General features: G+C 69.5%; 21 protein-coding genes and 1 tRNA gene. 19 read left to right on the top strand and 3 right to left on the bottom strand.

The window, feature by feature from the left end; all coding sequences use genetic code 11:
* The first annotated feature begins 29 nt into the window (after positions 1–29).
* From TMZ1T_RS05905 to TMZ1T_RS05895, 3 genes are all read left to right on the top strand, one after another.
* Complete coding sequence (locus tag TMZ1T_RS05905) at positions 30–458, top strand: YybH family protein (protein ID WP_004324122.1); 429 nt, start codon at positions 30–32, stop codon at positions 456–458.
* 134 nt (positions 459–592) lie between these two features.
* The gene (locus tag TMZ1T_RS05900; RefSeq protein WP_012584916.1) at positions 593–1,990 is read left to right on the top strand and encodes a phosphomannomutase/phosphoglucomutase; all 1,398 of its coding nucleotides are present in this window, start codon (positions 593–595) and stop codon (positions 1,988–1,990) included.
* Positions 1,991–2,181: 191 nt separating this feature from the next.
* Entirely contained in the window at positions 2,182–3,060 is an 879-nt protein-coding gene (locus tag TMZ1T_RS05895; RefSeq protein WP_012584915.1) for an HDOD domain-containing protein, read from the top strand.
* Between the two features lie 37 nt (positions 3,061–3,097).
* Here TMZ1T_RS05895 and TMZ1T_RS05890 read toward each other — a convergent pair whose 3' ends face one another.
* Positions 3,098–5,332, bottom strand: coding sequence for a UvrD-helicase domain-containing protein (locus TMZ1T_RS05890; protein ID WP_012584914.1), 2,235 nt, complete (start codon positions 5,330–5,332; stop codon positions 3,098–3,100).
* A 342-nt stretch (positions 5,333–5,674) separates the two neighbouring features.
* Between TMZ1T_RS05890 and TMZ1T_RS05885 the strand changes: the two genes are divergently transcribed.
* The 9 genes from TMZ1T_RS05885 to ybaK all read left to right on the top strand — a co-directional run bounded on the left by TMZ1T_RS05885 (position 5,675) and on the right by ybaK (position 14,506).
* On the top strand, positions 5,675–6,004 hold the full coding sequence (locus tag TMZ1T_RS05885) for a hypothetical protein (RefSeq protein ID WP_004323696.1): 330 nt from the start codon (positions 5,675–5,677) through the stop codon (positions 6,002–6,004).
* A 265-nt stretch (positions 6,005–6,269) separates the two neighbouring features.
* A complete protein-coding gene (gene leuS, locus TMZ1T_RS05880; protein WP_012584913.1) occupies positions 6,270–8,897 on the top strand; it encodes a leucine--tRNA ligase in 2,628 nt (875 codons plus the stop codon).
* An 11-nt stretch (positions 8,898–8,908) separates the two neighbouring features.
* A complete protein-coding gene (locus TMZ1T_RS05875; RefSeq protein WP_012584912.1) occupies positions 8,909–9,436 on the top strand; it encodes an LPS-assembly lipoprotein LptE in 528 nt (175 codons plus the stop codon).
* 19 nt (positions 9,437–9,455) lie between these two features.
* The gene (gene holA / locus TMZ1T_RS05870) at positions 9,456–10,466 is read left to right on the top strand and encodes a DNA polymerase III subunit delta (protein WP_004323460.1); all 1,011 of its coding nucleotides are present in this window, start codon (positions 9,456–9,458) and stop codon (positions 10,464–10,466) included.
* A gap of 109 nt (positions 10,467–10,575) precedes the next feature.
* Entirely contained in the window at positions 10,576–11,853 is a 1,278-nt protein-coding gene (locus TMZ1T_RS05865; RefSeq protein ID WP_012584911.1) for a glutamate-5-semialdehyde dehydrogenase, read from the top strand.
* Positions 11,854–11,888: 35 nt separating this feature from the next.
* Positions 11,889–12,473 (top strand): chalcone isomerase family protein, encoded by a 585-nt coding sequence (locus TMZ1T_RS05860; protein ID WP_004323464.1) that lies wholly within the window; start codon positions 11,889–11,891, stop codon positions 12,471–12,473.
* A gap of 14 nt (positions 12,474–12,487) precedes the next feature.
* Entirely contained in the window at positions 12,488–12,976 is a 489-nt protein-coding gene (locus TMZ1T_RS05855) for a methylated-DNA--[protein]-cysteine S-methyltransferase (RefSeq protein WP_004323466.1), read from the top strand.
* Positions 12,973–13,902 carry a site-specific tyrosine recombinase XerD gene (gene xerD, locus TMZ1T_RS05850; RefSeq protein ID WP_004323467.1) on the top strand — a complete coding sequence of 310 codons (930 nt, stop codon included), beginning with the start codon at positions 12,973–12,975 and terminating at the stop codon, positions 13,900–13,902. The genes TMZ1T_RS05855 and xerD overlap by 4 nt, the downstream gene beginning before the upstream one ends.
* A gap of 115 nt (positions 13,903–14,017) precedes the next feature.
* Positions 14,018–14,506: a Cys-tRNA(Pro) deacylase gene (gene ybaK / locus TMZ1T_RS05845; RefSeq protein WP_004323469.1), complete on the top strand. Its 489-nt coding sequence runs from the start codon at positions 14,018–14,020 to the stop codon at positions 14,504–14,506.
* A 19-nt stretch (positions 14,507–14,525) separates the two neighbouring features.
* On the opposite strand, the gene TMZ1T_RS05840 is transcribed toward ybaK, so the two are convergent.
* Positions 14,526–14,900 carry a dihydroneopterin aldolase gene (locus tag TMZ1T_RS05840; protein ID WP_004323471.1) on the bottom strand — a complete coding sequence of 125 codons (375 nt, stop codon included), beginning with the start codon at positions 14,898–14,900 and terminating at the stop codon, positions 14,526–14,528.
* A 167-nt stretch (positions 14,901–15,067) separates the two neighbouring features.
* Between TMZ1T_RS05840 and plsY the strand changes: the two genes are divergently transcribed.
* Positions 15,068–15,676 carry a glycerol-3-phosphate 1-O-acyltransferase PlsY gene (plsY, locus tag TMZ1T_RS05835; protein ID WP_004323472.1) on the top strand — a complete coding sequence of 203 codons (609 nt, stop codon included), beginning with the start codon at positions 15,068–15,070 and terminating at the stop codon, positions 15,674–15,676.
* Positions 15,677–15,893: 217 nt separating this feature from the next.
* Here the strand turns inward: plsY and tsaD are convergent, their stop codons facing one another.
* A complete protein-coding gene (gene tsaD, locus TMZ1T_RS05830; protein ID WP_012584910.1) occupies positions 15,894–16,934 on the bottom strand; it encodes a tRNA (adenosine(37)-N6)-threonylcarbamoyltransferase complex transferase subunit TsaD in 1,041 nt (346 codons plus the stop codon).
* Here tsaD and TMZ1T_RS21290 point away from each other — a divergent pair.
* The 6 genes from TMZ1T_RS21290 to TMZ1T_RS05805 all read left to right on the top strand — a co-directional run bounded on the left by TMZ1T_RS21290 (position 16,918) and on the right by TMZ1T_RS05805 (position 22,629).
* Positions 16,918–17,109, top strand: a complete 192-nt coding sequence (locus TMZ1T_RS21290; protein ID WP_187283028.1) for a hypothetical protein — start codon at positions 16,918–16,920, stop codon at positions 17,107–17,109. The genes tsaD and TMZ1T_RS21290 overlap by 17 nt on opposite strands.
* Positions 17,072–17,284: a 30S ribosomal protein S21 gene (gene rpsU / locus TMZ1T_RS05825; protein ID WP_002924646.1), complete on the top strand. Its 213-nt coding sequence runs from the start codon at positions 17,072–17,074 to the stop codon at positions 17,282–17,284. The genes TMZ1T_RS21290 and rpsU overlap by 38 nt, the downstream gene beginning before the upstream one ends.
* A gap of 160 nt (positions 17,285–17,444) precedes the next feature.
* Positions 17,445–19,340, top strand: coding sequence for a DNA primase (dnaG, locus tag TMZ1T_RS05820; RefSeq protein ID WP_012584909.1), 1,896 nt, complete (start codon positions 17,445–17,447; stop codon positions 19,338–19,340).
* A 49-nt stretch (positions 19,341–19,389) separates the two neighbouring features.
* Entirely contained in the window at positions 19,390–21,390 is a 2,001-nt protein-coding gene (gene rpoD / locus TMZ1T_RS05815; protein WP_004302431.1) for an RNA polymerase sigma factor RpoD, read from the top strand.
* Positions 21,391–21,432: 42 nt separating this feature from the next.
* A tRNA-Ile gene (locus TMZ1T_RS05810) sits at positions 21,433–21,508 on the top strand.
* 299 nt (positions 21,509–21,807) lie between these two features.
* Positions 21,808–22,629 (top strand): fibro-slime domain-containing protein, encoded by an 822-nt coding sequence (locus TMZ1T_RS05805; RefSeq protein WP_004302433.1) that lies wholly within the window; start codon positions 21,808–21,810, stop codon positions 22,627–22,629.
* Positions 22,630–22,631 lie beyond the last annotated feature (2 nt).

Genomic DNA, 22,631 nt, shown 5'->3' with positions numbered 1-22,631 from the left:
TACGATCCACCCACAATAACAACACAACCTTGAGCAGACCTGTCTTCACCACCGCCCTCGAAGCGGAAGCCGCCTTCTACCGCGCACTCTCCGAGGGCGACTTCGAGGCCTTGATGGCCGTCTGGTCGGAAGAGGAGGAGGTCGTCTGCGTCCAGCCGGGCGGCCCGCGCATCGTCGGCCTGGCCGCGGTGCGCGAGATCTGGCGGCAGATCCTCGCCGACGGCGCCCGCATCCGCATCGACATCAGCCATGCGGTGACCAGCTCCACCGCGATGATGGCGATGCACTGCGTGCTCGAGCGCCTCGCCACCGACGGTCCCACCCCGCGTACCGCGACCATCGCCGCGACCAACGTCTTCGTGCGCGGCGCCGACGGCTGGCGCATGGTGCTGCACCACGCCTCGCCGGTGCCCGAGATCTCGGGTCCCGAGGATTCGACGCCGCGCGTGCTGCACTGAGCCCGCCCGCACACGGCGACTCGTCCGCGGCGGCGTGACCCGGTCGCGCTTCGCGGCCTAGAATCGCGCCAACCGCCGCCCGGGCCGGCATCGCCGGGCGAGCTTCCCCGCCTTCGCCCTGCCTGGAACCGCCCATGCGCCACCCCCTGCCCGCAGCAGAGCTTTTCAAGGCCTACGACATCCGCGGCATCGTCGACACCGTGCTGACTCCCACGGCGGTGCGCGCGATCGGCCACGCGATCGGCTCCGAAGCCGCGGTGCGCGGCCAGCGCGCGATCGCGGTGGGCCGCGACGGCCGCCTGTCCGGCCCGGCGCTGGCCGGCGCGCTGACCGCGGGCATCCGCGCCGCCGGCATCGACGTGATCGACATCGGCTGCGTGCCCACCCCGCTCACCTACTTCGCCGCCTTCGAGCTCGGCTGCGCCTCCTGCGTGTCGGTCACCGGCAGCCACAACCCGCCCGCCTACAACGGCCTCAAGATCGTGCTCGACGGCCGCACCCTGCACGGCGAGGCGATCCAGGACCTGCGCCGGCGCATCGCCGAGGATGACCTCGTCGAGGGTGCCGGCGCGCTGCGCGGCGCCGACGTGCGCGCCGCCTACCTCGACCGCATCGTCGGCGACATCGAGCTCGCGCGCCCGCTGAAGATCGTGCTCGACTGCGGCAACGGCGTGGCCGGCGCCGTCGCGCCCGAACTCTTCCGCCGCCTGGGCTGCGAGCTCGTCGAGCTGTTCTGCGAGGTCGACGGCCGCTTTCCCAATCACCACCCCGACCCGTCGCGGCCGGAGAACCTGCAGGACGTCATCCGCGCGCTGCGCGAGACCGACGCCGAGCTGGGCCTGGCCTTCGACGGCGACGGCGACCGCCTCGGCGTGGTGTGCAAGGACGGCGAGATCGTCTTCCCGGATCGCCAGCTCATGCTCTTCGCCGCGGACGTACTCGCCCGCGTACCGGGCGGCGAGATCCTCTACGACGTCAAGTGCACCCGCAATCTGGCACCGTGGATCCGCGCGCACGGCGGCCGGCCGACGATGTGGAAGACCGGCCACGCGCTGCTCAAGGCGAAGCTGCAGGAGACCGGCGCCGCACTCGCCGGCGAGATGAGCGGCCACATGTTCTTCAAGGAGCGCTGGTACGGCTTCGACGACGGCCTCTACGCGGGCGCCCGCCTGCTCGAGATCCTCTCCGCCCGCGCCGACGCCAACGCCGCGCTGAAGGCGCTGCCCGACGCGACGAGCACCCCGGAGCTGAACCTGAAGATGCAGGAGGGCGAGCCCTTCGAGCTGGTGCGCCGGCTGCGCGAGGCCGCGCTCGCCACGCCCTCGTGCTTCGCCGAAGCGCGCGAGGTGATCACGCTCGACGGCCTGCGGGTGGAGTTCGCCCACGGCTTCGGCCTCGCCCGCCCCTCGAACACCACGCCGATGGTGGTGCTGCGCTTCGAGGCCGACGACGCCGCGGCGCTCGCCTCGATCGAGGCGGCGTTCCGGCGCGCGCTCGACGCAGTCTGGCCCGGACTCGCGCTGCCGTTCTGAGGCCACGGACGAGCGCCCGCGCGCACGCCCGCCGGGCGCCGACCGGCCCGCCCATCCGGCATGGGCGCGCGCGGCACGCGGCGATCCGGGCAAGCGGACAGGGAACGCGAAAAAAAGCACGCTGCTCACATCAGTTGCAGCGCACAATCCGAAGATTCTTTTTACCCAATCCAAGGCGAGCGAGGCAGTCCATGACGGCACGGGAACAGCGCGAAGCACGCGCACGCGACAGCAGGCAGGCCCAGAAGGGCATCGACATCCCGTCCTGCCCCGGCGTCCTCGCCCAGCTCATGGACGAGTTGCGCCAGCCGCAGGTCAGCGGCAAGCGCATCGCCGCGCTGATCGGCCAGGACGTCGGGCTGGCCGCGGTGGTGGTGCGCTCGGCCAATTCGCCCTACTTCGGCAGCGGGCGGCGGATCGCCTCGATCGACGACGCAATCCGCATGCTCGGCTTCGGCATGCTCGCCAACCTCGTCCAGGAGGCGTTACTGCGCAGCAACATCGCCGACCCCGGCGCCGCGCTCGAACGCTTCTGGGACAGCTCGCGCTGCACCGCGCAGGCGAGCGCGATGCTCGCCCGCCGCACCGGCATCGCGCGCCCGGAGACCGCCTACACCTTCGGCCTCTTCCACGACTGCGGCATCCCGCTGCTGGTCAAGCGCTTCCCCGAATACAAGCGCATCCTGGCCACGGCCAACCAGGCCACCGGGCGCTGGTTCACCGATGTCGAGGACGAGGCGCTCGACACCAACCACGCCACCATCGGCTACCTGCTCGCGCGCTCCTGGGGCCTCACCGACGCGGTGTGCACCGGCATCCTGTGCCATCACGACTACTCGGTGTTCTCCCCCGACTCCGGCCTGGAGGTCGAGGCGCAAACCCTGATCGCGCTCAACCTGGTGGCCGAGTACGTCGCCGGCACCCACCTGCGCACCCGGCGCGATGCCGAGTGGGACAAGGGGCGCGAGGCGGTGGCGCGCTTCCTGGGCTACGCGCCGACCGAGCTCGACGACCTCGCCGACGACCTGCTCTACGCGCTCGACCGCCAAGGCGAGGACCTCCCGGCCTGAGCCCCGCGCGGGCGGGCCCCCGGCAGGTGCCCGCCGCTCACACCGGCTCGAGCTTGGCCACGCCGAGCAGCAGCCACTTGACGCCCGCCGGACCGAAGTTGATCTGCACCTTGGCATCGCTGCCGCTGCCTTCGGCGGCAACGATCACGCCCTGGCCGAATTTCGCATGCGCCACCGCCTGGCCGATGCGCAGGCCGCCGGGCAGCGTGGCGAAGGCCGGGCGCGGTGCGCGCTGCACCTGCGCCGCGCCCCCCACCGCGGACTTGGCCGAGGGCTTGAAGTAGCCCCCGCCCATCCCGCCCATCGCGCCGCCGGCGGCCGAGCGCGGCTGGGGCGGGGTGAGCCATTTGGTCAGCCCGGCGGGGATCTCCTCCAGGAAACGCGAGCGCAGGTTGTAGCGCGTCTGCCCGTGCAGCATGCGGCTCTGCGCGAAACTCAGGTACAGGCGCTCGCGCGCCCGCGTCACCGCGACGTACATCAGGCGGCGCTCCTCCTCCAGCCCGTCCTGCTCGAGGATGCTGTTCTCGTGCGGGAACAGGCCCTCCTCCAGCCCGGACAGGAAGACCACGTCGAACTCCAGGCCCTTGGCCGCATGCACGGTCATCAGCTGCACCGCGTCCGCGCCCTGGTCGGCCTGGTGGTCGCCCGCCTCCAGCGAGGCGTGGGCGAGGAAATCCGCCAGCAGCGCGTGCGGCTGCGCCTCGCCGGCGCCCGCCTGGGCCTGCGCCTCGGCGAGGAAGTTGGCCGCGGCGTTGATCAGTTCGTCGAGGTTCTCGAGGCGCTCGCGGCCCTCCTTGTCGGCCTTGTAGTGCGCGCGCAGCCCGCTCAGGTCGAGCACATGATCGACCAGCTCGGGCAGCGGCAGGCCGGCGGTGTCGCGGCGCAGCTCCTCGACCAGGCGCACGAAGACCGCGAGCGCGCTGCCGGGCTTGCCGGACAGATGCGGCACGGTGGCGTAGAGACTGGTGCTGTACGTGCGCGCGGCGTCGGCCAGCACCTCGAGCGAGCGCGCGCCGATGCCGCGGGTGGGAAAGTTCACCACGCGGGCGAACGAGGTGTCGTCGTCGGGGTTGGCGATCAGGCGCAGGTAGGCGAGCGCGTGCTTGATCTCCTGGCGCTCGAAGAAGCGCAGCCCGCCATACACGCGGTAGGGAATGCCGGCCGCGAAGAGCTGGTGCTCGAGCACGCGCGACTGCGCGTTGGAGCGGTAGAGCAGCGCGATCTCGCTGCGCAGCGCGCCGTCGCGCACCAGGGCCTGGATCTCCTCGACGATCCAGCGCGCCTCGTCGGCATCCGCATAGGCCTCGAAGACACGGATCGGCTCGCCCGCGCCCTGGTCGGTCCACAGGTTCTTGCCGAGGCGGTTGCTGTTGTGAAGGATGATCGCGTTGGCGGCGTCGAGGATGTTGGCGTGCGAGCGGTAGTTCTGCTCCAGGCGGATCACGTTGTTCACCCGGAACTCGCGCTCGAAATCGCGCATGTTGCCGACCTCGGCGCCGCGGAAGCGGTAGATGCTCTGGTCGTCGTCGCCGACGCAGAACATTGCCGCACCGCCTTCACGGCCCTCGTCGGCGAAGAGCTTCAACCAGCGGTACTGCAGGCGGTTGGTGTCCTGGAACTCGTCGACCAGGATGTGGCGGAAGCGGCGCTGGTAGTGGCGGCGCAGCAGCTCGTTGCGCTCGAGCAGTTCGTGGCTGCGCAGCAGCAACTCCGCAAAATCCACAACAGACTCGCGCTGGCACTGCGCCTCATACTCCTGGTAGAGCTGCACGCGCAGGCGGGTGTAGTCGTCCCAGGCCTCGACCACGTGCGGGCGGTTGCCGGCTTCCTTCTGGCCGTTGATGAAATGCTGGAGCTCGCGCGGAGGGAACTTCTCGTCGTCGACGTTCAAGGTCTTCAGCAGGCGCTTGATCGCGGCGAGCTGGTCAGCCGAGTCGAGGATCTGGAAGAGCTGCGGCAACCCGGCGTCGCGGTGGTGGGCGCGCAACAGGCGGTTGGCCAGGCCGTGGAAGGTGCCGATCCACATGCCGCGGGTGCTCACCGGCAGCATCGCGCCGAGGCGGGCGAGCATTTCCTTGGCGGCTTTGTTGGTAAATGTAACCGCGAGGATGCCGGCCGGGTCGACTTGGCCGGACTGGATCAGCCAGGCGATGCGGGTGGTGAGCACGCGCGTCTTGCCCGAGCCGGCTCCGGCCAGGATCAGGGCGTGTTGCGCGGGCAGGCTCACCGCCTGCAGTTGTTCGGGGTTCAGGTTGCTCAGCAGGGTGGACATCGCGTTTCCTCTTCGAGCCGGCATTGTATCGACCCCGGGGGACGAGGCCGATACGGCAGGCCGGGGACAGCGCGGAGAGAAAAGGACACAACATGATGTTGCGTCGCAGCAACAACGTGTTTGCAGGATCCCGAGCTTGCGCTAAATTGAAGTTGTGCACTGCACCAAACGAATCGGAATCCCGGAACTTTCTCACGGAAAGACTGGTCGGAATTGTGCAGAATCAAGGAACTAACCCGGGCGCCCGGCTACTATTGCGCCACAACATTTTTTGATAAGGTCTCCGCCCAGAAGGCGGTTGCCGAAACGAGGGCCACACCCGGCCCCGACGGAGAACGCATCATGAAAACGCCCAAACTGCTGCCCTGGTATGCCCGCAAAGCGGGCGTCTCGATCGAGCGCGCCGAAACCCTGTGGCGCAAGGCCGTGCGCGAAGCCACCGCCGAAACCGGCTGGGTCGGCAATGCCGAATACTGGGGTGCGGCCATGGATCACTTCGTGCGTCTGCTCGAAGAAGAGCGCAGCACGTTGTGCGCGCCGCGCGTGCAGTCCTACGTCCGCACCCAGAACCGCATGTGGCGCCTGCCGCTGATCGCCATGGAAGACCTGTTCTCGGCCTTCCACGCAAGCTGGCAGCGCCAGCACGGCGCCGACCACCGCCGCGCCGCGTAAGCGGCACCCCGCCCCGAACCCCTCGCGCCGCGCCAGCGGCGCGACAACGCTTGCTTGTCTCCCTCCCTCCTTCAATGGAGATTCGGCGCTCCGCCCACGCGGAGCGCCATTTTTTTGCCCGCAGCAAGCCTGTTTGCGCGCCGCGCGGGCTTCGCGGCGAGCCCTGCCTTGGCCCGGCCTGCCGCGGCAGGCATCGGGAGCGCCCGGTGTCGCGCTTCACGGTATACTGGCGTGTTTTCAACGTCATCCAGCCCGCGCGCCCGCCATGCAGGAAAAATACCAGCCCGCCGCCCTCGAGACGGCCGCCCAGCAGCACTGGGACTCCACCGACGCCTTCCGCGTGACCGAGGATGCCAGCCGTCCGAAGTACTACTGCCTGTCGATGTTCCCCTACCCCTCGGGCAAGCTGCACATGGGGCACGTGCGCAACTACACCATCGGCGACGTGCTCGCGCGCTTCCACCGCATGAAGGGCTACAACGTGCTGCAGCCCATGGGCTGGGACGCCTTCGGCATGCCGGCCGAGAACGCCGCGATCCAGAACAACGTGCCGCCGGCGAAGTGGACCTACGCCAACATCGACTACATGAAGGCGCAGTTGAAGCGCCTCGGCTTCGCCATCGACTGGTCGCGCGAGCTCGCCACCTGCACCCCCGAGTACTACCGCTGGGAGCAGTGGCTGTTCACCCGCCTGTACGAGAAGGGCCTGATCTACAAGCGCCTCGGCACGGTCAACTGGGACCCTGTGGACGAGACCGTGCTCGCCAACGAGCAGGTCATCGACGGCCGCGGCTGGCGCTCGGGCGCGCTCGTCGAGAAGCGCGAGATCCCCATGTACTACATGAAGATCACCGCCTACGCGGACGAACTGCTGTCCGCGCTCGACGACCTGCCGGACTGGCCGGAGCAGGTCAAACTGATGCAGAAGAACTGGATCGGCCGCTCGGAAGGCGTGGAGATCAGCTTCCCGTTCGACGTTTCCAGCATCGGTCACGAGGGCGCGCTGAAGGTATTCACCACCCGTGCCGACACCCTGATGGGCGCGACCTATGTCGCGGTGGCCGCCGAGCATCCGCTCGCCACCCAGGCCGCGGCCAGCAACCCGGCGCTCGCCGAGTTCATCGAGGAATGCAAGCGCGGCGGCGTCGCCGAGGCCGACATCGCCACGATGGAAAAGAAGGGCATGCCCACCGGTCTCAAGGTGCGCCATCCGCTCTCCGACGAGCCGCTCGAGGTGTGGGTCGCCAACTACGTGCTGATGGGCTACGGCGAAGGCGCGGTGATGGCGGTGCCGGCGCACGATGAGCGCGACTTCGCCTTTGCCACCAAGTACGAGCTGCCGATCCGCATGGTGGTCGGCGCGGACGCCTACGCCGACACCGTCGCCCCGTGGCAGGACGCCTACGCCGAGTACGGCCGCCTGGTGAATTCCGGCAAGTACGATGGCCTGGATTTCCAGGGCGCGGTCGATGCGATCTCCGCCGACCTCGAAGCCCGTGGCCTGGGCGCCAAGCGCGTGCAGTTCCGCCTGCGCGACTGGGGCATCTCGCGCCAGCGCTACTGGGGCTGCCCGATCCCGATGATCCACTGCGCCGACTGCGGCGACGTGCCGGTCCCGGACGAACAGCTCCCGGTCGTGCTGCCCGAGAACGTCGAGATCACCGGCCGCGGCTCGCCGCTGGCCAAGATGGCCTCGTTCTACGAATGCAGCTGCCCGAAGTGCGGCAAGCCGGCCAAGCGCGAGACCGACACCATGGACACCTTCGTGGAGTCGTCGTGGTACTTCCTGCGCTACGCCTGCGCCGACAGCAGCACCGCGATGGTGGATGCGCGCGTCGACTACTGGGCGCCGGTCGACCAGTACATCGGCGGCATCGAGCACGCCATCCTGCACCTGCTGTACTCGCGCTTCTTCACCCGCGCGATGCGCGACTGCGGCCTGGTGAAGGTCTCCGAGCCCTTCAGCGCGCTGCTCACCCAGGGCATGGTGGTGGCCGAGACCTATTACCGCGAGCTCGACGGCGGCAAGAAGCAGTGGATCAACCCGGCCGACGTGGTCGTCGAGCGTGACGAGCGCGGCCGCATCGTCGCCGCGAAACTCGAATCCGACGGCCTGCCGGTGGTCATCGGCGGCACCGAGAAGATGTCGAAGTCGAAGAACAACGGCGTCGACCCGCAGTCGCTGGTGGACCAGTACGGCGCCGACACCGCGCGTCTCTTCATGATGTTCGCCGCGCCGCCCGACCAGCAGCTCGAGTGGTCCGACTCCGGCGTCGAGGGCGCTTCGCGCTTCCTGCGCCGGGTGTGGAACTACGGCCACACCTTCGCCACCGCCACGCGCGCCGCGCTGCCGGCCACGCGCGCGCTCGCCGCCGGCACGCTGCCCGTCGCCGCGGCCGACGTGCGCCGCGAGGTGCACACCCACCTCAAGCAGGCGAGCTACGACTTCGGCAAGCACCAGTTCAACACGGTGGTGTCGGCGGCGATGAAGATCCTCAACGCGCTCGAGAAGGCGCACAAGGATCTGGCCGGCACCGAGCCGGCGGCGCACGCCGAGGTCGCCGAAGAAGGCTTCTCCATCCTGCTGCGCCTCCTGTCGCCGATCACCCCGCACATCTGCCACGCGCTGTGGCAGGACTGCGGCTTCGGCACCGACATCCTGGCGGCGCAGTGGCCCGAGGTCAGCGAGGACGCGCTGAAGCGGGACGAGATCGAGCTGATGCTGCAGGTCAACGGCAAGCTGCGCGGCAGCCTCGAGGTCGCGGCCGACGCGGCGAAGGCCGACATCGAGGCGCTCGCCCTCGCTTCGGAAGCGGCGCAGAAGTTCATGGAGGGCAAGCCGGCGAAGAAGGTGGTCGTCGTGCCCGGCCGCCTGGTCAACATCGTCGTTTGAGGAAGCGCGGCATGACTGCTCCTGGTCCCGTCATGGCCACCGCGCGGCGGCGCCTGCTCGGTGGCGCCCTCGGTGCCGCGGCGCTGCTGCTGTCGGGCTGTGGCTTTCGCCTGCGCGGCCCGCAGGCGCTCGACTTTGCGACCGTGCACATCAGCGTGCCGGAGCAGAGCGAATTCGGCGCCCAGCTGCGTCGCCTCGTAGCCACCACCGGCACCACCCGGGTCGAGGAGGACGCAGCCAAGGCCGAAGCCCTCCTGCAGATCCTCTCCAACGACCGCGGCCGCGAGATCCTCAGCCTCACCGGTGCGGGCAAGGTGCGCGAGTACCAGCTCGTCCAGTCCTTGCGCTTCCAGCTCCTCGACCGCGCGGGCAAGGCGCTGATCCCGCCCACCAGCCTGACGGCGCGGCGCGAGTACACCTTCGACGACAGTCAGGTGCTCGGCAAGGAACAGGAAGAGGCCTTGCTCTACCGCGACATGCAGAACGACCTGGTGCAGCAGCTCATGCGCCGCCTCGCCGCCGCCCGCCGCAGCGGCTGAACCCGTTCCGCCGCCCCGCGTGAACCTGCGCCCCGACCAGCTCGCCGCCCAGCTCGAGCGCCCGCTCGCGCCGCTCTGGCTGCTGCACGGCAACGAGCCGCTGCTGGTGCTCGAGGCTGCCGACGCAATCCGCGCCGCAGCCCGTCGCCAGGGCTACGAGGAGCGCGAGACCCTGGTCGTCGGCCACGGCTTCAAGTGGGACGCGCTCGCCCTCGCCGCGGGCAACCTGTCGCTCTTCGGCGGCGCCAAGCTGATCGACCTGCGCATCCCGACGGGCAAGCCCGGCCGCGACGGCGGCGATGCGCTGCAGCGCTACATCGCCCACCTGCCTTCCCAGACCCTGACCCTGGTCACCCTGCCCGAAGTCGATTGGGCGACGCGCAAGACCGCCTGGTTCAAGGGCCTGGCCGACGCCGCGACGACGCTGGAACTCCACGCCCCCGAACGCGAACGTCTGCCCGAGTGGGTCGCGCGCCGGCTCGCCGCGCAGAAGCAGTCCGCCCCGCCCGAGGCGCTCGCCTTCATTGCCGATCACGTCGAAGGCAACCTGCTCGCCGCCCACCAGGAGATCCTCAAGCTCGGCCTGCTGCACGGCGAGGGCGCGCTCACGCTCGAGCAGGTGCAGGACGCGGTGCTCGACGTCGCCCGCTACGACATCGACAAGCTGCGCCTGGCGGTCGTCGAGGGCGACCCGGCGCGCTGCGCCCGCCTGCTCGAAGGCCTCGAGGGTGAGGGCGCCGCCCCCCCGCTGGTGCTGTGGGCGCTCGCGCACGAGACACGCAGCCTCGCCACCCTGAGCGCGGGCCGCGACGCCGGCCAGCCCCTGGCCGCCCTGTTCAAGGCCGAGCGCATCTTCGATCCGCGCCGCCAGCAGGCCATGACCCGTGCCCTCGGTCGCCTCGGCCAGGGCCATCTGCGCGCCGCGCTGATGCACGCGGCGCGCATCGACCGCATGATCAAGGGCCTCGCCAGCGGCGACCTGTGGGACGAGTTCCTCCAGCTCGCGCTGCGCCTGGCGCGCCGCGGCTGAACCGCGGCCGACCCGCGCCAGGCTTCATCCGCATCCGGTTCGATGATTTAATGCGGATTTGCCCCGCGGCGTCCGTGGATGCCGCGACCGACGCCGAAGAAGAGCCCCCATGGACATCCAGCACTACATGCAGACCCTGGGCCGCCAGGCCCGCGCCGCCTCGCGCGTGCTCGCCGCCGCCTCCACCGCGGCCAAGAACGCCGCCCTGATCGCGATGGCCGCCGAGATCCGCGCCCGCCGCGCCGAACTGCTCACCGCCAACGCACAAGACCTCGACGAGGCGCGCGCCGCCGGCCTGGAGCCGGCGCTGATCGACCGCCTGACGCTGAACGAGAAAGGCATCGAGTCCATGGCCGCCGGCCTCGAGCAGGTCGCCGCGCTGCCCGACCCGGTGGGCGAGATGAGCGACATCAAGCGCCGCCCCTCCGGCATCGCGCTCGGCAAGATGCGCGTGCCGCTGGGCGTGATCGGCATCATCTACGAGGCCCGCCCCAACGTCACCGCCGACGCCGCGGCGCTGTGCCTCAAATCCGGCAATGCCGCGATCCTGCGCGGCGGCAAGGAGGCGATCCACGCCAACCGCGCGATCGCCGCCTGCGTGCGCGCCGGCCTGCTGGCGGCCGGTCTGCCCGAACACGCGGTGCAGGTGGTCGAGATCACCGACCGCGAGGCCGTCGGTGCGCTGATCACCATGCCCGAGTTCGTCGACGTGATCGTGCCGCGCGGGGGCAAGGGCCTGATCGAGCGCATCTCCAGGGACGCGCGCGTGCCGGTGATCAAGCACCTCGACGGCAACTGCCATGTTTATATCGACGATGAGGCCGACCCTGCCAAGGTCGTACCCATCGTCGAGAACTCCAAGACCCAGCGCTATGGCACCTGCAACACCGCCGAATCGCTGCTGGTGGCGCGCGACGTCGCCGACATCTACCTGCCCGAGATCGCCCGCACGCTCGCCGCCAAGGGCGTGGAGATGCGCTGCTGCGCCGAGTCGCTCGCCCTCCTGCGCGAGGCCGGCATCGCCGGGGCGAAGCTGGTGGAGGCGACCGCGGCCGACTGGCGCGAGGAATACCTCGCCCCGATCATCGCGGTGAAGATCGTCGCCGGCCTCGACGAGGCGATCGAGCACATCAACACCTGCAGTTCGGGCCACACCGAAGCGATCGTCACCGAGAACTATTCCCACGCCATGCGCTTCCTGCGCGAGGTAGATTCATCCTCGGTGATGGTGAATGCCTCCACCCGCTTCGCCGACGGCTTCGAGTACGGCCTCGGCGCGGAGATCGGCATCTCCACCGACAAGATCCACGCCCGCGGCCCGGTCGGCCTGGAGGGCCTTACCAGCCAGAAATGGATCGTGTTCGGCAACGGCGAAGTCCGCCGCTGACACTGCCAAATGGAACCACCCCGACAAGGAACCCCATGAGCATCCGCATCCTCCGCAGCCTGATCGTCGCCGCCCTGCTCTCGGCCAGCCTCGCCCAGGCCGCCGTCAAGGTCGGCAACGTCGAGTTCGCCCCGCAGCAGACCGTGCAGCAGCGCACGCTCGAGCTCAACGGCGCCGGCCTGCGCACCCGGCTCGGCTTCAAGGTCTATGCGATGGGCCTGTACCTGCGCGCCCCGCTCGCCGAGGCCGGCGCGATCCTGGCCGACAAAGGCGAGAAGCGCATCCGCATCGTGCCGATCCGCGACCTCGAGGCGAAGCAGTTCGGCGATGCCCTGCAGACCGGGCTCGAGAAGAACCACGACGACGCCGCGCTGGCCGCGCTCAAGCCCGCCACCGACGCGCTGCTGGGCGCGCTCGCCGCGGTCGGCGAGGTCAAGGCCGGCACCGAGATCGTGCTCGATCGCCTCGGCAACGGCGCCACCCGGCTGCTGGTCGATACGAAGCAGCAGGGCGAGGACATCGCCGACGCCGCCTTCTATCCCGCGCTGCTGCGCATCTGGCTGGGCGAGCGCCCGGCCGACAGCGAGCTGCGCGAGGCGCTGCTCAAGAATCCGCAGTGAGGCAGGAACTCGCCATGACGGCGGGCCGTGCTCCCGCGTCCGTATTCGACGCCGTGATCGCGCTGCCCTTCGGCCCCTTCGGCATCCGCGCGCACGACGGGCAGGTGCAGGAGCTCGTCTTCCTGCCTCCGGGCACGCCCTTGCACGAACCGCGCAACGCCAGCGCCGGCGCCGCGGCGCACGCGCTGCGCGCCTGGATCGACGACCCCGACCAGCCCTTCCCGGTGCCGCTCGCACCCTGCGGCACGCCCTTCCGTCGTCGCGTATGGACGGCCATCGCGGCAATCCCGCGCGGACGTACCGCAACCTACGGCGAGCTCGCCGCCAGCCTGGACAGCGCGCCGCGCGCGGTCGGCCAGGCCTGCGGCGCCAACCCCTTTCCCCTGATCGTGCCCTGCCACCGCGTGACCTCGGCCGCCGGGCTCGGTGGCTTCGCCAACGCCCGCGAAGGCTGGCTCCTCGACGTCAAGCGCTGGCTGCTCGCTTTCGAAGGGGCGCTGTGAGCGGACGCGCGCCGGCACGCGAAGCCGGCCTGCAGCCCGCGCACCGCGCCGAGCTCGACCGCTTCGCCGATGCGCTCTGGCTCGAGCACGGGCTGGCCAGGAACACCCTCGCCGGCTACCGCAGCGACCTCGCCCGCTTCGCCGCCTGGCTGGAGACGCGTGCGCAACGCCTGCCCGCCGCCGCCGGCGCGGACCTCGCCGCCTACCTCGCCGAATTCAGCCGCGCCGCGAAGCCGGCGAGCCAACGCCGGCTGATCGCCGCGTGGCGGCGCTATTACCGCCTGCTCCTCGCCAACCGCGAGATCGCCGAGGACCCCACGCTGGCGATCGACACCCCGCGCGCGGCCGAACGCTTTCCCAAGACCCTGAGCGAGCCCCAGGTCGAGGCCCTGCTCGCCGCTCCCGCGCTCGACACCCCGCAAGGCCTGCGCGACCGCTGCATGCTGGAGGTGCTCTACGCCGCCGGCCTGCGGGTCTCCGAGCTGGTCGGCCTGAAGATCTTCGCGGTGGGGGTGAATGAGGGCGTGGTGCGGGTCATGGGCAAGGGCAGCAAGGAGCGCCTGGTGCCGCTCGGCGAGATCGCCGCCGACTGGCTGCAGCGCTACCTGGCCGAGGCACGCCCGGTCCTGCTCGCCGGCCGCAGCTGCGACGAGATCTTCGTGACCCGCCTGGGGGCGGCGATGTCGCGCCAGATGTTCTGGCGCCTGATCAAGCACTACGCCCTCGCCGCCGGCATCGCGCCCGAGCGCATCTCGCCCCACACCCTGCGCCACGCCTTCGCCACCCACCTGCTCAACCACGGCGCCGACCTGCGCGTGGTGCAGCTGCTGCTCGGCCACGCCGACATCTCGACCACGCAGATCTACACCCACGTCGCGCGCGAGCGCCTCAAGCAGCTGCACGCGCGCCACCATCCGCGCGCATGAGCGCGCCGGCCGCGGCCGGGGCGACGCGTCCATACGCCCCGGCATGGCGGATGGCACTACAATGTGGAGACCGCGCCGCCCGCTCGCGGCGGCGCGCCCGACAGGCCGTCCGATCATGAGCAGAAACGAAGCCCACGCCCCCGAGACCCCCGCCACCCGCTTCCTGCGCCAGCACGGCGTCGCCTTCTCCAGCCACCTCTACGAATACGAGGAGCACGGCGGCACCACGGTGTCTTCGCGCGAACTCAACGTGCCCGAGCACGCGGTGGTCAAGACCCTGATCATGGAGGACGAGAACGCGCAGCCGATGGTGGTGCTGATGCATGGCGACCACAAGGTGTCCACCAAGGAGCTCGCGCGCCAGATCCCGTGCAAGCACGTCGAGACCTGCAAGCCGGAGACTGCGAACCGCCACAGCGGCTATCTGGTGGGCGGCACCTCGCCCTTCGGCACGCGCAAGAAGATGCCGGTGTACATGGAGCGCACCGTGCTCGATCTGCCGCTGGTCTACATCAACGGCGGGCGGCGCGGCTTCCTGGTCGGGATCCACCCGCACGACCTGCTGCGCGTGCTCCAGCCCAGGCTGGTGCAGGTGGCGAACTGAAGCGAGCGCACGCGGGCGCTCAGGCGGCCGGCGGTACGACCACACCCGCCTTGCTGCGCTGGATATAGACGCCGACGCGGCGCACATCCTTCATCACCCCGATCTTGCCCACCTTGAGCTTGACCCAGGGCGCGCCGAACTCCTCGAACAGCAGCTTGACGACGAACTCGCCCAGACTCTCGATGAGGTTGAAGTGGCGCTCGCCGAGCTCGCGGCGAATGCGCTCGGTCACCACCGCATAGTCGATGGTGTCGGCGATGTCGTCGTGCTCTGCGGCGGCGTCGGGAACGCCGAAGGTGAGGTTCAGCTCGACCGTCTGCGGGCCGGTCTTCTCGCGCGCGTAGATGCCGACCCAGGCCTTGACCCGCAGTTCCTCGATGAAGATGAAATCCATGCTGCTTCCCGTTTAGAATCGTCCGGATTCTAACGCGCCCCCGCGCGCGCGCCCGGAAAAGCTGTCGCACACCATCGGTGCCGGCTTGTGACAGGCGAGGCGTGCCGGATGCCCCCTCCCCCCTTCCGTCCCTTTCGAGCTGCCCGCCGGCGGGCAGTGGAGCCAAGATGTCCACCCTGCTTCTGATCGTCGCCGCCTACCTGCTCGGCTCCATTCCCTTCGCGATCGTCACCAGCCGCCTGTTCGGCCTGGAAGATCCGCGCAAGTACGGCTCGGGCAACCCCGGCGCGACCAACGTGCTGCGCAGCGGCAACAAGGCCGCGGCCGTGCTCACCCTGCTCGGCGACGCGCTCAAGGGCTGGCTGGCGGTGTGGGCGGCGCTGCGCCTCGGCTTCGAGCCGGACATCGCCGCGCTCGCCGGGCTGGCCGCCTTCCTCGGCCACGTGTTCTCGCTCTTCCTGCGCTTCAACGGCGGCAAGGGCGTGGCCACCGCGCTCGGCGTACTCGCCGGGGTCGACGCACGCATCGCGATCTTCTGCGCGGTGATCTGGCTTATGGTGGCCTACACCACGCGCTACTCCTCGGCCGCGGCGCTGTCGGCGGCGCTCGCCGCGCCCCTCGCGGGCCTGCTCTTCCTCGGCGCCAAGCCGGCGGTCGGCCTGCTCGCGGTGATGACGGCGGTGCTGTTCTGGCGCCACAAGGAGAACATCGCCCGCCTGCGCGCCGGCACCGAGGGCAAGATCGGCGGCAAGAAGAAGGACGGGCCGGCGGCGTAAGGCCTCCGGGCGCGCGGAGGTCCATGCAGGAGCGCCCGCAGGCGCGAATGCGGGGGAGGAGCGGCGGCTCTGATGCCGGGCGCCGGGTTCGCGGCTTGCGCCGCTCCTACAAAGGGAAGCCGCAACGTTTCCTGTGGGAGCGCCGCCAGGCGCGAATACGGCGGTGGAGCGGCGGCGGCTCTGATGCCGGGCGCCGGGTTCGCGGCTTGCGCCGCTCCTACAGGATGGCGGGCGCCTGCACCGGCGGGCGCAGTTCGACCATGGGCCAGCGCGGGCGGATGCGGACGGCGCAGACTTCCGGCACGGACTCGCCGGCCGCCAGGCGCAAGGCGCCGGCGAAGGCGATCATGGCGCCGTTGTCGGTGCACAGCGCCGGCTCGGGGTAATGCACGCGCCCGCCGCGGCGCGCGAGCGCGGCGTCCAGGGTGGCGCGCAGGCAGCGGTTGGCACCCACCCCGCCGGCCACTACGAGGGTCTTCAGCCCCACCTTCTTCAGCGCCGCGAGCGCCTTCGCGCACAGCACATCGACCACGGCCTGCTGAAACTCGGCAGCGAGGTCGGCCATGCGCGCCGGGTCCCAGTCGGGCGCCGACACCACGTTGAGCACCGCGGTCTTGAGACCGCTGAAGCTGAAGTCGAGGTCCCCCGAGTGCAGCATCGGCCGCGGCAGGCGGAAGCGGCCGGGCACGCCGGATTCGGCCAGCCCGGCGAGCTGCGGCCCGCCGGGATAGCCCAGGCCGAGCAGCTTGGCGGTCTTGTCGAAGGCCTCGCCGGCGGCGTCGTCCACCGACTCGCCGAGCAGCGCGTAGTCGCCCACCCCGCGCACCCGCATCAGCTGGGTGTGGCCGCCCGAAACCAGCAAGGCCACGAAGGGGAAGGCCGGAGGATCGGCCGACAGCAGCGGCGACAGCAGGTGGCCCTCGAGGTGATGCACCGGCAGCGCCGGGATCCCGCGCGCCATCGCGAACGACTCCGCCACGCTCGCCCCCACCAGCAGCGCGCCCGCGAGCCCGGGACCGCTGGTGTAGGCCACGGCGTCGATGTCCGCGGCGGCGAGGCCGGCCGCGGCCAGGGTCTGGCGCAGCAGCAGCGGCAGGCGGCGGATGTGATCGCGCGAGGCGAGCTCGGGCACCACCCCGCCGTAGGCCGCGTGCAGGTCGATCTGCGAGTGCAGGCAGTGCGCGCGCAGGCCGGTGTCGGTGTCGTAGATCGCCACGCCGGTCTCGTCGCAGGAGGTTTCGATGCCGAGCACTTTCATCGGGATGCATCCGTTTGATTCGGTGTCGCATTTTAACCCGCCACCGCCGGCGCGGGCGATCCGCGGCCTTGCCATCGACGGTCGGCTGGTTTATATTCGCGGTCTTTCTGCCCACCAGACACCCAAGGAAGTCCGCAATGCCCGGTATCCGCGTCAAGGAAAACGAGCCGTTTGAAGTTGCGATCCGCCGCTTCAAGCGCACCATCGAGAAGACCGGTGTGCTGACCGAACTGCGCTCGCGCGAGTTCTACGAAAAGCCCACCGCCGAGCGCAAGCGCAAGCTGGCCGCCGCCGTCAAGCGCAACCACAAGCGCCTGCGCAGCCAGACGCTGCCGCCGAAGCTCTACTGATCCGGTACGCGACCCGCCCTCGCGGGACGCCCATGCCCGCCCTGGCGGGCGATCACACGCCGGCCCGGGGTCGCTCGATCCCCGCCCGGCGTGATGCTTTTTCACGAACACCCGTCGTCCGCGCATGCGGAAGCGACGGGCGTTTGTCTTTGCGCGCGCGATGATTCCCCAGTCCTTCGTCCAGGAACTGCTTTCCCGCGTCGACATCGTCGACGTCATCGAACGCTACCTCCCGCTCAAGAAGAGCGGCGCCAACTACTTCGCCTGCTGCCCCTTCCACGGCGAGAAATCCGCCTCGTTCTCGGTCAGCCCGTCCAAGCAGTTCTACCACTGCTTCGGTTGCGGCGTGCACGGTAGCGCGGTCGGCTTCCTGATGGAGTACAGCGGGCTGGGCTTCGTCGACGCGATCAAGGAGCTCGCTGCCCAGGTCGGCCTGCAGGTGCCCGACGATGGCCGCAGCGCGGCACCCGTGCATGACGACCCGAGCGAACGCCTTTATGAGGCGATGGCGGTGGCGGCGCGCTTCTACCGCGACCAGCTCAAGCCTTCCCGCCAGGCCATCGACTACCTCAAGCGCCGCGGGCTGTCGGGCGAGGTCGCCGCGCGCTTCGGGCTCGGCTACGCGCCCGACGAGTGGCAGGCGCTGGAGAAGGCCTTCCCCGACTACCAGGCGAAGACGCTCGCCGACGCCGGCCTGGTCATCGACAACGAGCAGGGGCGGCGCTACGACCGCTTCCGCAACCGCATCATCTTCCCGATCCACGACCGCCGCGGACGCATCATCGCCTTCGGCGGGCGCGTGCTCGACAAGGGCGAACCCAAGTACCTGAACTCGCCCGAGACCCCGCTGTTCGAGAAGGGGCGCGAGCTCTACGGCCTCTTCCTGGCGCAGAAGGCGATCCGCGACGCCGGCTTCGCGGTCGTGGTCGAGGGCTACATGGACGTGGTCGCGCTCGCCCAGTTCGCCATCGAGAATGCGGTCGCCACGCTCGGCACCGCGACCACGCCGCAGCATATCCACACCCTGCTGCGCCAGACCGACCGCATCGTGTTCTGCTTCGACGGCGACGCCGCAGGCCGCCGCGCGGCATGGCGTGCGCTCGAGAACGCACTCGAATCCCTGCGCGACGACGCCACCCTGGCCTTCCTGTTCCTGCCCGCCGAGCACGACCCGGACTCCTTCGTGCGCGCCGAGGGCACCGAAGCCTTCCGCAAGGCCGCGCTCGCCGCCACCCCGCTGGGGAGCTTCCTGATCCAGGAGCTGTCCGGCCGCCATCCGCTCGACAGCGCCGAGGGCCGCGCGGCCTTCGTGCATGAGGCGGCGCCGCTGGTCACTCGCATCGCCGCGCCGCTGCTGAAGCTGCAGGTGGTGAAGGCGGTGGCCGAGAGCGCGGGCATGACCCAGGGCGAGGTCGAATACGCCTTCGAGCAGCTCGCCGCCAGCGCCCCGCGCCGGCGTGGCGCCTCGGCGCCCACCCCGCCCCGCGCCCCCGCCGCGAGCATCGCAAGCACCGAGGCGGACGCCCCCTTCTTCGACGATGCCCCCCCGCCCGCCCGCAGCGCGCCGCCGCGCGGCCAGGCGCCGCGCCCGCGCGCGGGCGGCCGGCGCAAGCCCCCCTCCACCGCCGGCACCCTGCTGCGCCTGGTGATGCAGCACCCGACCTGGGCCGCGCGCATGCCGGTCGGCCTGGTGCCCGACGACAGCCCGGAAGGCCTCGCGCTGATCGCGATCATCGACCTCTGCAGCCTCGGCGAGCCGATCCCCTCGGGCGGACTGGGCGCGCTGATCGAGCGCTTCCGCGAGACACCCCACGCCGAAACCCTCTCACGTGTCGCCGCGGAACTCGTGGAGGCGGAATTCGACGAAGCGGTGGTCGAGACGCTGTTCGAGGACGCCCTGCGCAAACTGCAGATCGACGGCGTCGGCAAGGAGATCACCGCCCTGCTACAACGGGATCGTGAGCAAGGCCTGGACGCCGCCGGCCGCCATCGCCTCGGAGAGCTGCTGCTCGAGAAGCGGAACCTCGCGAGCAGCGGCAAAGTCTCAGATTTATAGTACAATTTCGGGTTTCCCCATTTTCTTACACCCTCACTTGAGGAGTGCTATGGCACGCGAAAAAGCCAAGGACCCACGCAAGGACGCCCCCGCGAAGGGCCGCCCTGCCAAGGCCAAGGACAAGGCAGCCCCGGTGGTCGAAAGCCCCGCCGCCACCCCGCTCGACGCGGAGGTGCGCCGCACCCGGCTGAAGACGCTGATCACGCTCGGCAAGGAACGCGGCTATCTCACCTACGCCGAGATCAGCGACCACCTCCCCGACGATGTGGCCGATGCCGAGCAGATCGAAGGCATCATCGCCACCTTCAACAACATGGGCATCCAGGTCTATGACGAGGCGCCGGCCGCCGAAGACCTGCTCATGTCGGACAGCGTCGCCACCAACGTGGACGAGGACGTCGCCGAAGAGGAAGCCGAACAGGCGCTGTCCTCGGTCGACTCCGAATTCGGCCGCACCACCGACCCGGTGCGCATGTACATGCGCGAGATGGGCACGGTCGAGCTGCTCACCCGCGAGGGCGAGATCGAGATCGCCAAGCGCATCGAGGACGGCCTCAAGCACATGGTGCAGGCCATCTCCGCCTGCCCGACCACGATCGCCGAGATGCTCGGCATCGTCGACCGCATCGCCGCCGACGATGCCAAGATCGACGAGCTGGTCGACGGCCTGATCGACCCCAACGCCGGCAGCGCCGAGGAAGCGGCCGCGGAGGAGGAGTCCGCCGACGAGGACACCGAGGCCGAAGAGGACGAGGGCGCGGAGGACGAGGACGAGGGCGACGACGAGGAAGACAGCGCCGAGAGCGCCGAGCGCGCCAATGCCGCCTCGCTGCTGCAACTCAAGAACGACGCGCTCGCCCGCTTCGACGTCATCCGCGGGCTGTACGAGAAGAAGATGCAGGCGCTCGAGAAGCGTGGCTCGCAGGACCTCTCCTACCTCGCGCTGCAGCAGCAGATCTCCGACGAGCTGCTCAACATCCGCTTCACCGCCAAGGCCATCGAGAAGCTGTGCGACTCGGTGCGCCACATGGTCGAGCAGGTGCGCAGCCACGAGCGCCAGATCCTGCAGCTGTGCGTGGATCGCGCCGGCATGCCGCGCCAGCACTTCATCAAGGTGTTCCCCGGCCAGGAAGTGAACCTCGACTGGCTCAAGGACGAGATCGCCGCCGGCAAGAACTACGCCGACGGCCTGATGCGCATCCACCCCGCGGTGCTCGAGGAGCAGCAGAAGCTCATCGACCTGCAGGACCGCATCGGCATCCCGCTCAAGGAACTCAAGGACATCAACCGCCAGATGTCCACCGGCGAAGCCAAGATGCGTCGCGCCAAGCGCGAGATGACCGAGGCCAACCTGCGCCTGGTGATCTCGATCGCGAAGAAGTACACCAACCGCGGCCTGCAGTTCCTCGACCTCATCCAGGAAGGCAATATCGGCCTGATGAAGGCGGTGGACAAGTTCGAATACCGCCGCGGCTACAAGTTCTCGACCTATGCCACGTGGTGGATCCGCCAGGCCATCACGCGCTCGATCGCCGACCAGGCGCGCACCATCCGCATCCCGGTGCACATGATCGAGACGATCAACAAGATGAACCGCATCAGCCGCCAGATCCTGCAGGAGACCGGTCAGGAGCCGGATCCCGCGACGCTGGCCGAGAAGATGGAGATGCCCGAGGAGAAGATCCGCAAGATCATGAAGATCTCCAAGGAGCCGATCTCCATGGAGACGCCGATCGGCGACGACGACGACTCCCACCTGGGCGACTTCATCGAGGACACCGCCACCCTGGCCCCGGCCGAGGCGGCGATGTACTCCGGCCTGCGCGACGCCACCTGCGAGGTGCTCGACTCGCTGACCCAGCGCGAGGCCAAGGTGCTGCGCATGCGCTTCGGCATCGAGATGAACACCGACCACACGCTGGAAGAGGTCGGCAAGCAGTTCGACGTCACCCGCGAGCGCATCCGCCAGATCGAAGCCAAGGCCCTGCGCAAGCTGCGCCACCCGAGCCGCTCCGAGAAGCTGCGCAGCTTCCTCGACAGCGACGCGTAAAGGCCCGGTGCACCGCCCGGCGGCGCCTGCCGTCGGGCATGCGGGCCTTTAGCTCAACGGTTAGAGCAGAGGACTCATAATCCTTTGGTTGCGGGTTCGAATCCCGCAGGGCCCACCAACGTTTTCAAGCACAACGCCAGTCCTCCCCGGGGCTGGCGTTGTGCTTTTCGGGTCTCCCACATTCCGTCCAAGGCAGCGTCGTACTGGAAGGGGCACTGGCGCGTGCCGCCGATCGAGTCGTTGTCGGCGTTTTTTACAGTTCCGCCCGGATCACGCCAGCCAATCACCTTGCCCGCAAGAATTTACTATTTTCCATTCAACAACTTGCCGATTTTCACCCGAGGCAGGCATGCCCCTTGCTTTACACCCTTCGAGACCCGGAGTTCCGGGAGTGTCACACGGGACCCGAAAGGAGTGATGATCATGCAAGTCAAACCTCTCTGCGCAGCGCTGACGCTGGCAGTGCTCGCCTCCACGGCATCGGCCGCCACGACGACGCTGTCCGGCACCATCCGCGATTTCTGCGCGCCATCGATCACGGGCACCACGGGCGCTACGACATGCACCCAGCTCGCCGATTTCGAAGGCGCCATCCCCGGGGTGGTGCCGAACATGACCGGAACGACCCTGAGCGGCGGGCTCCCCGTCGCCGGCGCGAACATCGTTGCCGGAGCTTCGACGGCGGCCAACTTCGCGAAATGGTACGTGGACAGCCCGGGCTACAACCTGAGCCAGGCCTTCTCGCTGACGCTCGGCGAAACCACGCCCGGAAGCGGCGTCTATTCGTACGCCTCGTCGAGCTTCTTCCCGATCGACGGCCAACTCTTCGGCAACCAGGGGCGCGGCCACAACTACCACTTCACGCTGCACCTCGAGGGCCAGCTCTCCTTTGCCGACCCCACCGCCGCTGCAGACAATTCATTCAGCTTCACCGGCGACGACGACCTGTGGGTGTTCGTGAATGGCATCCGGTTCATCGACCTCGGTGGCGTGCATGGCGCCGCAAGCGCCTCCTTCACCGAGGAGACGCTGAAGACCGCCGGACTGGCACCGGGAACGGCCTACGACCTGGATATCTTCTTCGCCGAGCGCCACACCAGCGAGTCGAATTTCAACATCACCACGAGCTTCGCGATCACGCCTCCTTCGAACAACGTGCCCGAGCCGGGAGGGCTCGCGCTGCTCGCCCTCGGACTCGCCGGCCTTGGGGCCATTCGGCGCCGGTCTCGGGTGGGATGACC

The organism is Thauera aminoaromatica (assembly GCF_000021765.1).
Classification (GTDB): Bacteria; Pseudomonadota; Gammaproteobacteria; order Burkholderiales; family Rhodocyclaceae; genus Thauera; species Thauera aminoaromatica.
Note: the sequence above shows the minus strand (reverse complement) of the source record. Positions and strands in the feature narration are given on the sequence as shown.

Excerpts from the sequence above, each read along its gene's own strand:
- TMZ1T_RS05900 (WP_012584916.1), top strand. The coding sequence starts at position 593 with ATGCGCCACCCCCTGCCCGCAGCAGAGCTTTTCAAGGCCTACGACATC.
- TMZ1T_RS05895 (WP_012584915.1), top strand. The coding sequence starts at position 2,182 with ATGACGGCACGGGAACAGCGCGAAGCACGCGCACGCGACAGCAGGCAG.
- TMZ1T_RS05890 (WP_012584914.1), bottom strand. The coding sequence starts at position 5,332 with ATGTCCACCCTGCTGAGCAACCTGAACCCCGAACAACTGCAGGCGGTG.
- TMZ1T_RS05885 (WP_004323696.1), top strand. The coding sequence starts at position 5,675 with ATGAAAACGCCCAAACTGCTGCCCTGGTATGCCCGCAAAGCGGGCGTC.
- leuS (WP_012584913.1), top strand. The coding sequence starts at position 6,270 with ATGCAGGAAAAATACCAGCCCGCCGCCCTCGAGACGGCCGCCCAGCAG.
- TMZ1T_RS05875 (WP_012584912.1), top strand. The coding sequence starts at position 8,909 with ATGACTGCTCCTGGTCCCGTCATGGCCACCGCGCGGCGGCGCCTGCTC.
- TMZ1T_RS05865 (WP_012584911.1), top strand. The coding sequence starts at position 10,576 with ATGGACATCCAGCACTACATGCAGACCCTGGGCCGCCAGGCCCGCGCC.
- TMZ1T_RS05860 (WP_004323464.1), top strand. The coding sequence starts at position 11,889 with ATGAGCATCCGCATCCTCCGCAGCCTGATCGTCGCCGCCCTGCTCTCG.
- TMZ1T_RS05855 (WP_004323466.1), top strand. The coding sequence starts at position 12,488 with ATGACGGCGGGCCGTGCTCCCGCGTCCGTATTCGACGCCGTGATCGCG.
- ybaK (WP_004323469.1), top strand. The coding sequence starts at position 14,018 with ATGAGCAGAAACGAAGCCCACGCCCCCGAGACCCCCGCCACCCGCTTC.
- TMZ1T_RS05840 (WP_004323471.1), bottom strand. The coding sequence starts at position 14,900 with ATGGATTTCATCTTCATCGAGGAACTGCGGGTCAAGGCCTGGGTCGGC.
- plsY (WP_004323472.1), top strand. The coding sequence starts at position 15,068 with ATGTCCACCCTGCTTCTGATCGTCGCCGCCTACCTGCTCGGCTCCATT.
- TMZ1T_RS21290 (WP_187283028.1), top strand. The coding sequence starts at position 16,918 with ATGCCGAGCACTTTCATCGGGATGCATCCGTTTGATTCGGTGTCGCAT.
- tsaD (WP_012584910.1), bottom strand. The coding sequence starts at position 16,934 with ATGAAAGTGCTCGGCATCGAAACCTCCTGCGACGAGACCGGCGTGGCG.
- rpsU (WP_002924646.1), top strand. The coding sequence starts at position 17,072 with ATGCCCGGTATCCGCGTCAAGGAAAACGAGCCGTTTGAAGTTGCGATC.
- dnaG (WP_012584909.1), top strand. The coding sequence starts at position 17,445 with ATGATTCCCCAGTCCTTCGTCCAGGAACTGCTTTCCCGCGTCGACATC.
- rpoD (WP_004302431.1), top strand. The coding sequence starts at position 19,390 with ATGGCACGCGAAAAAGCCAAGGACCCACGCAAGGACGCCCCCGCGAAG.
- TMZ1T_RS05805 (WP_004302433.1), top strand. The coding sequence starts at position 21,808 with ATGATCATGCAAGTCAAACCTCTCTGCGCAGCGCTGACGCTGGCAGTG.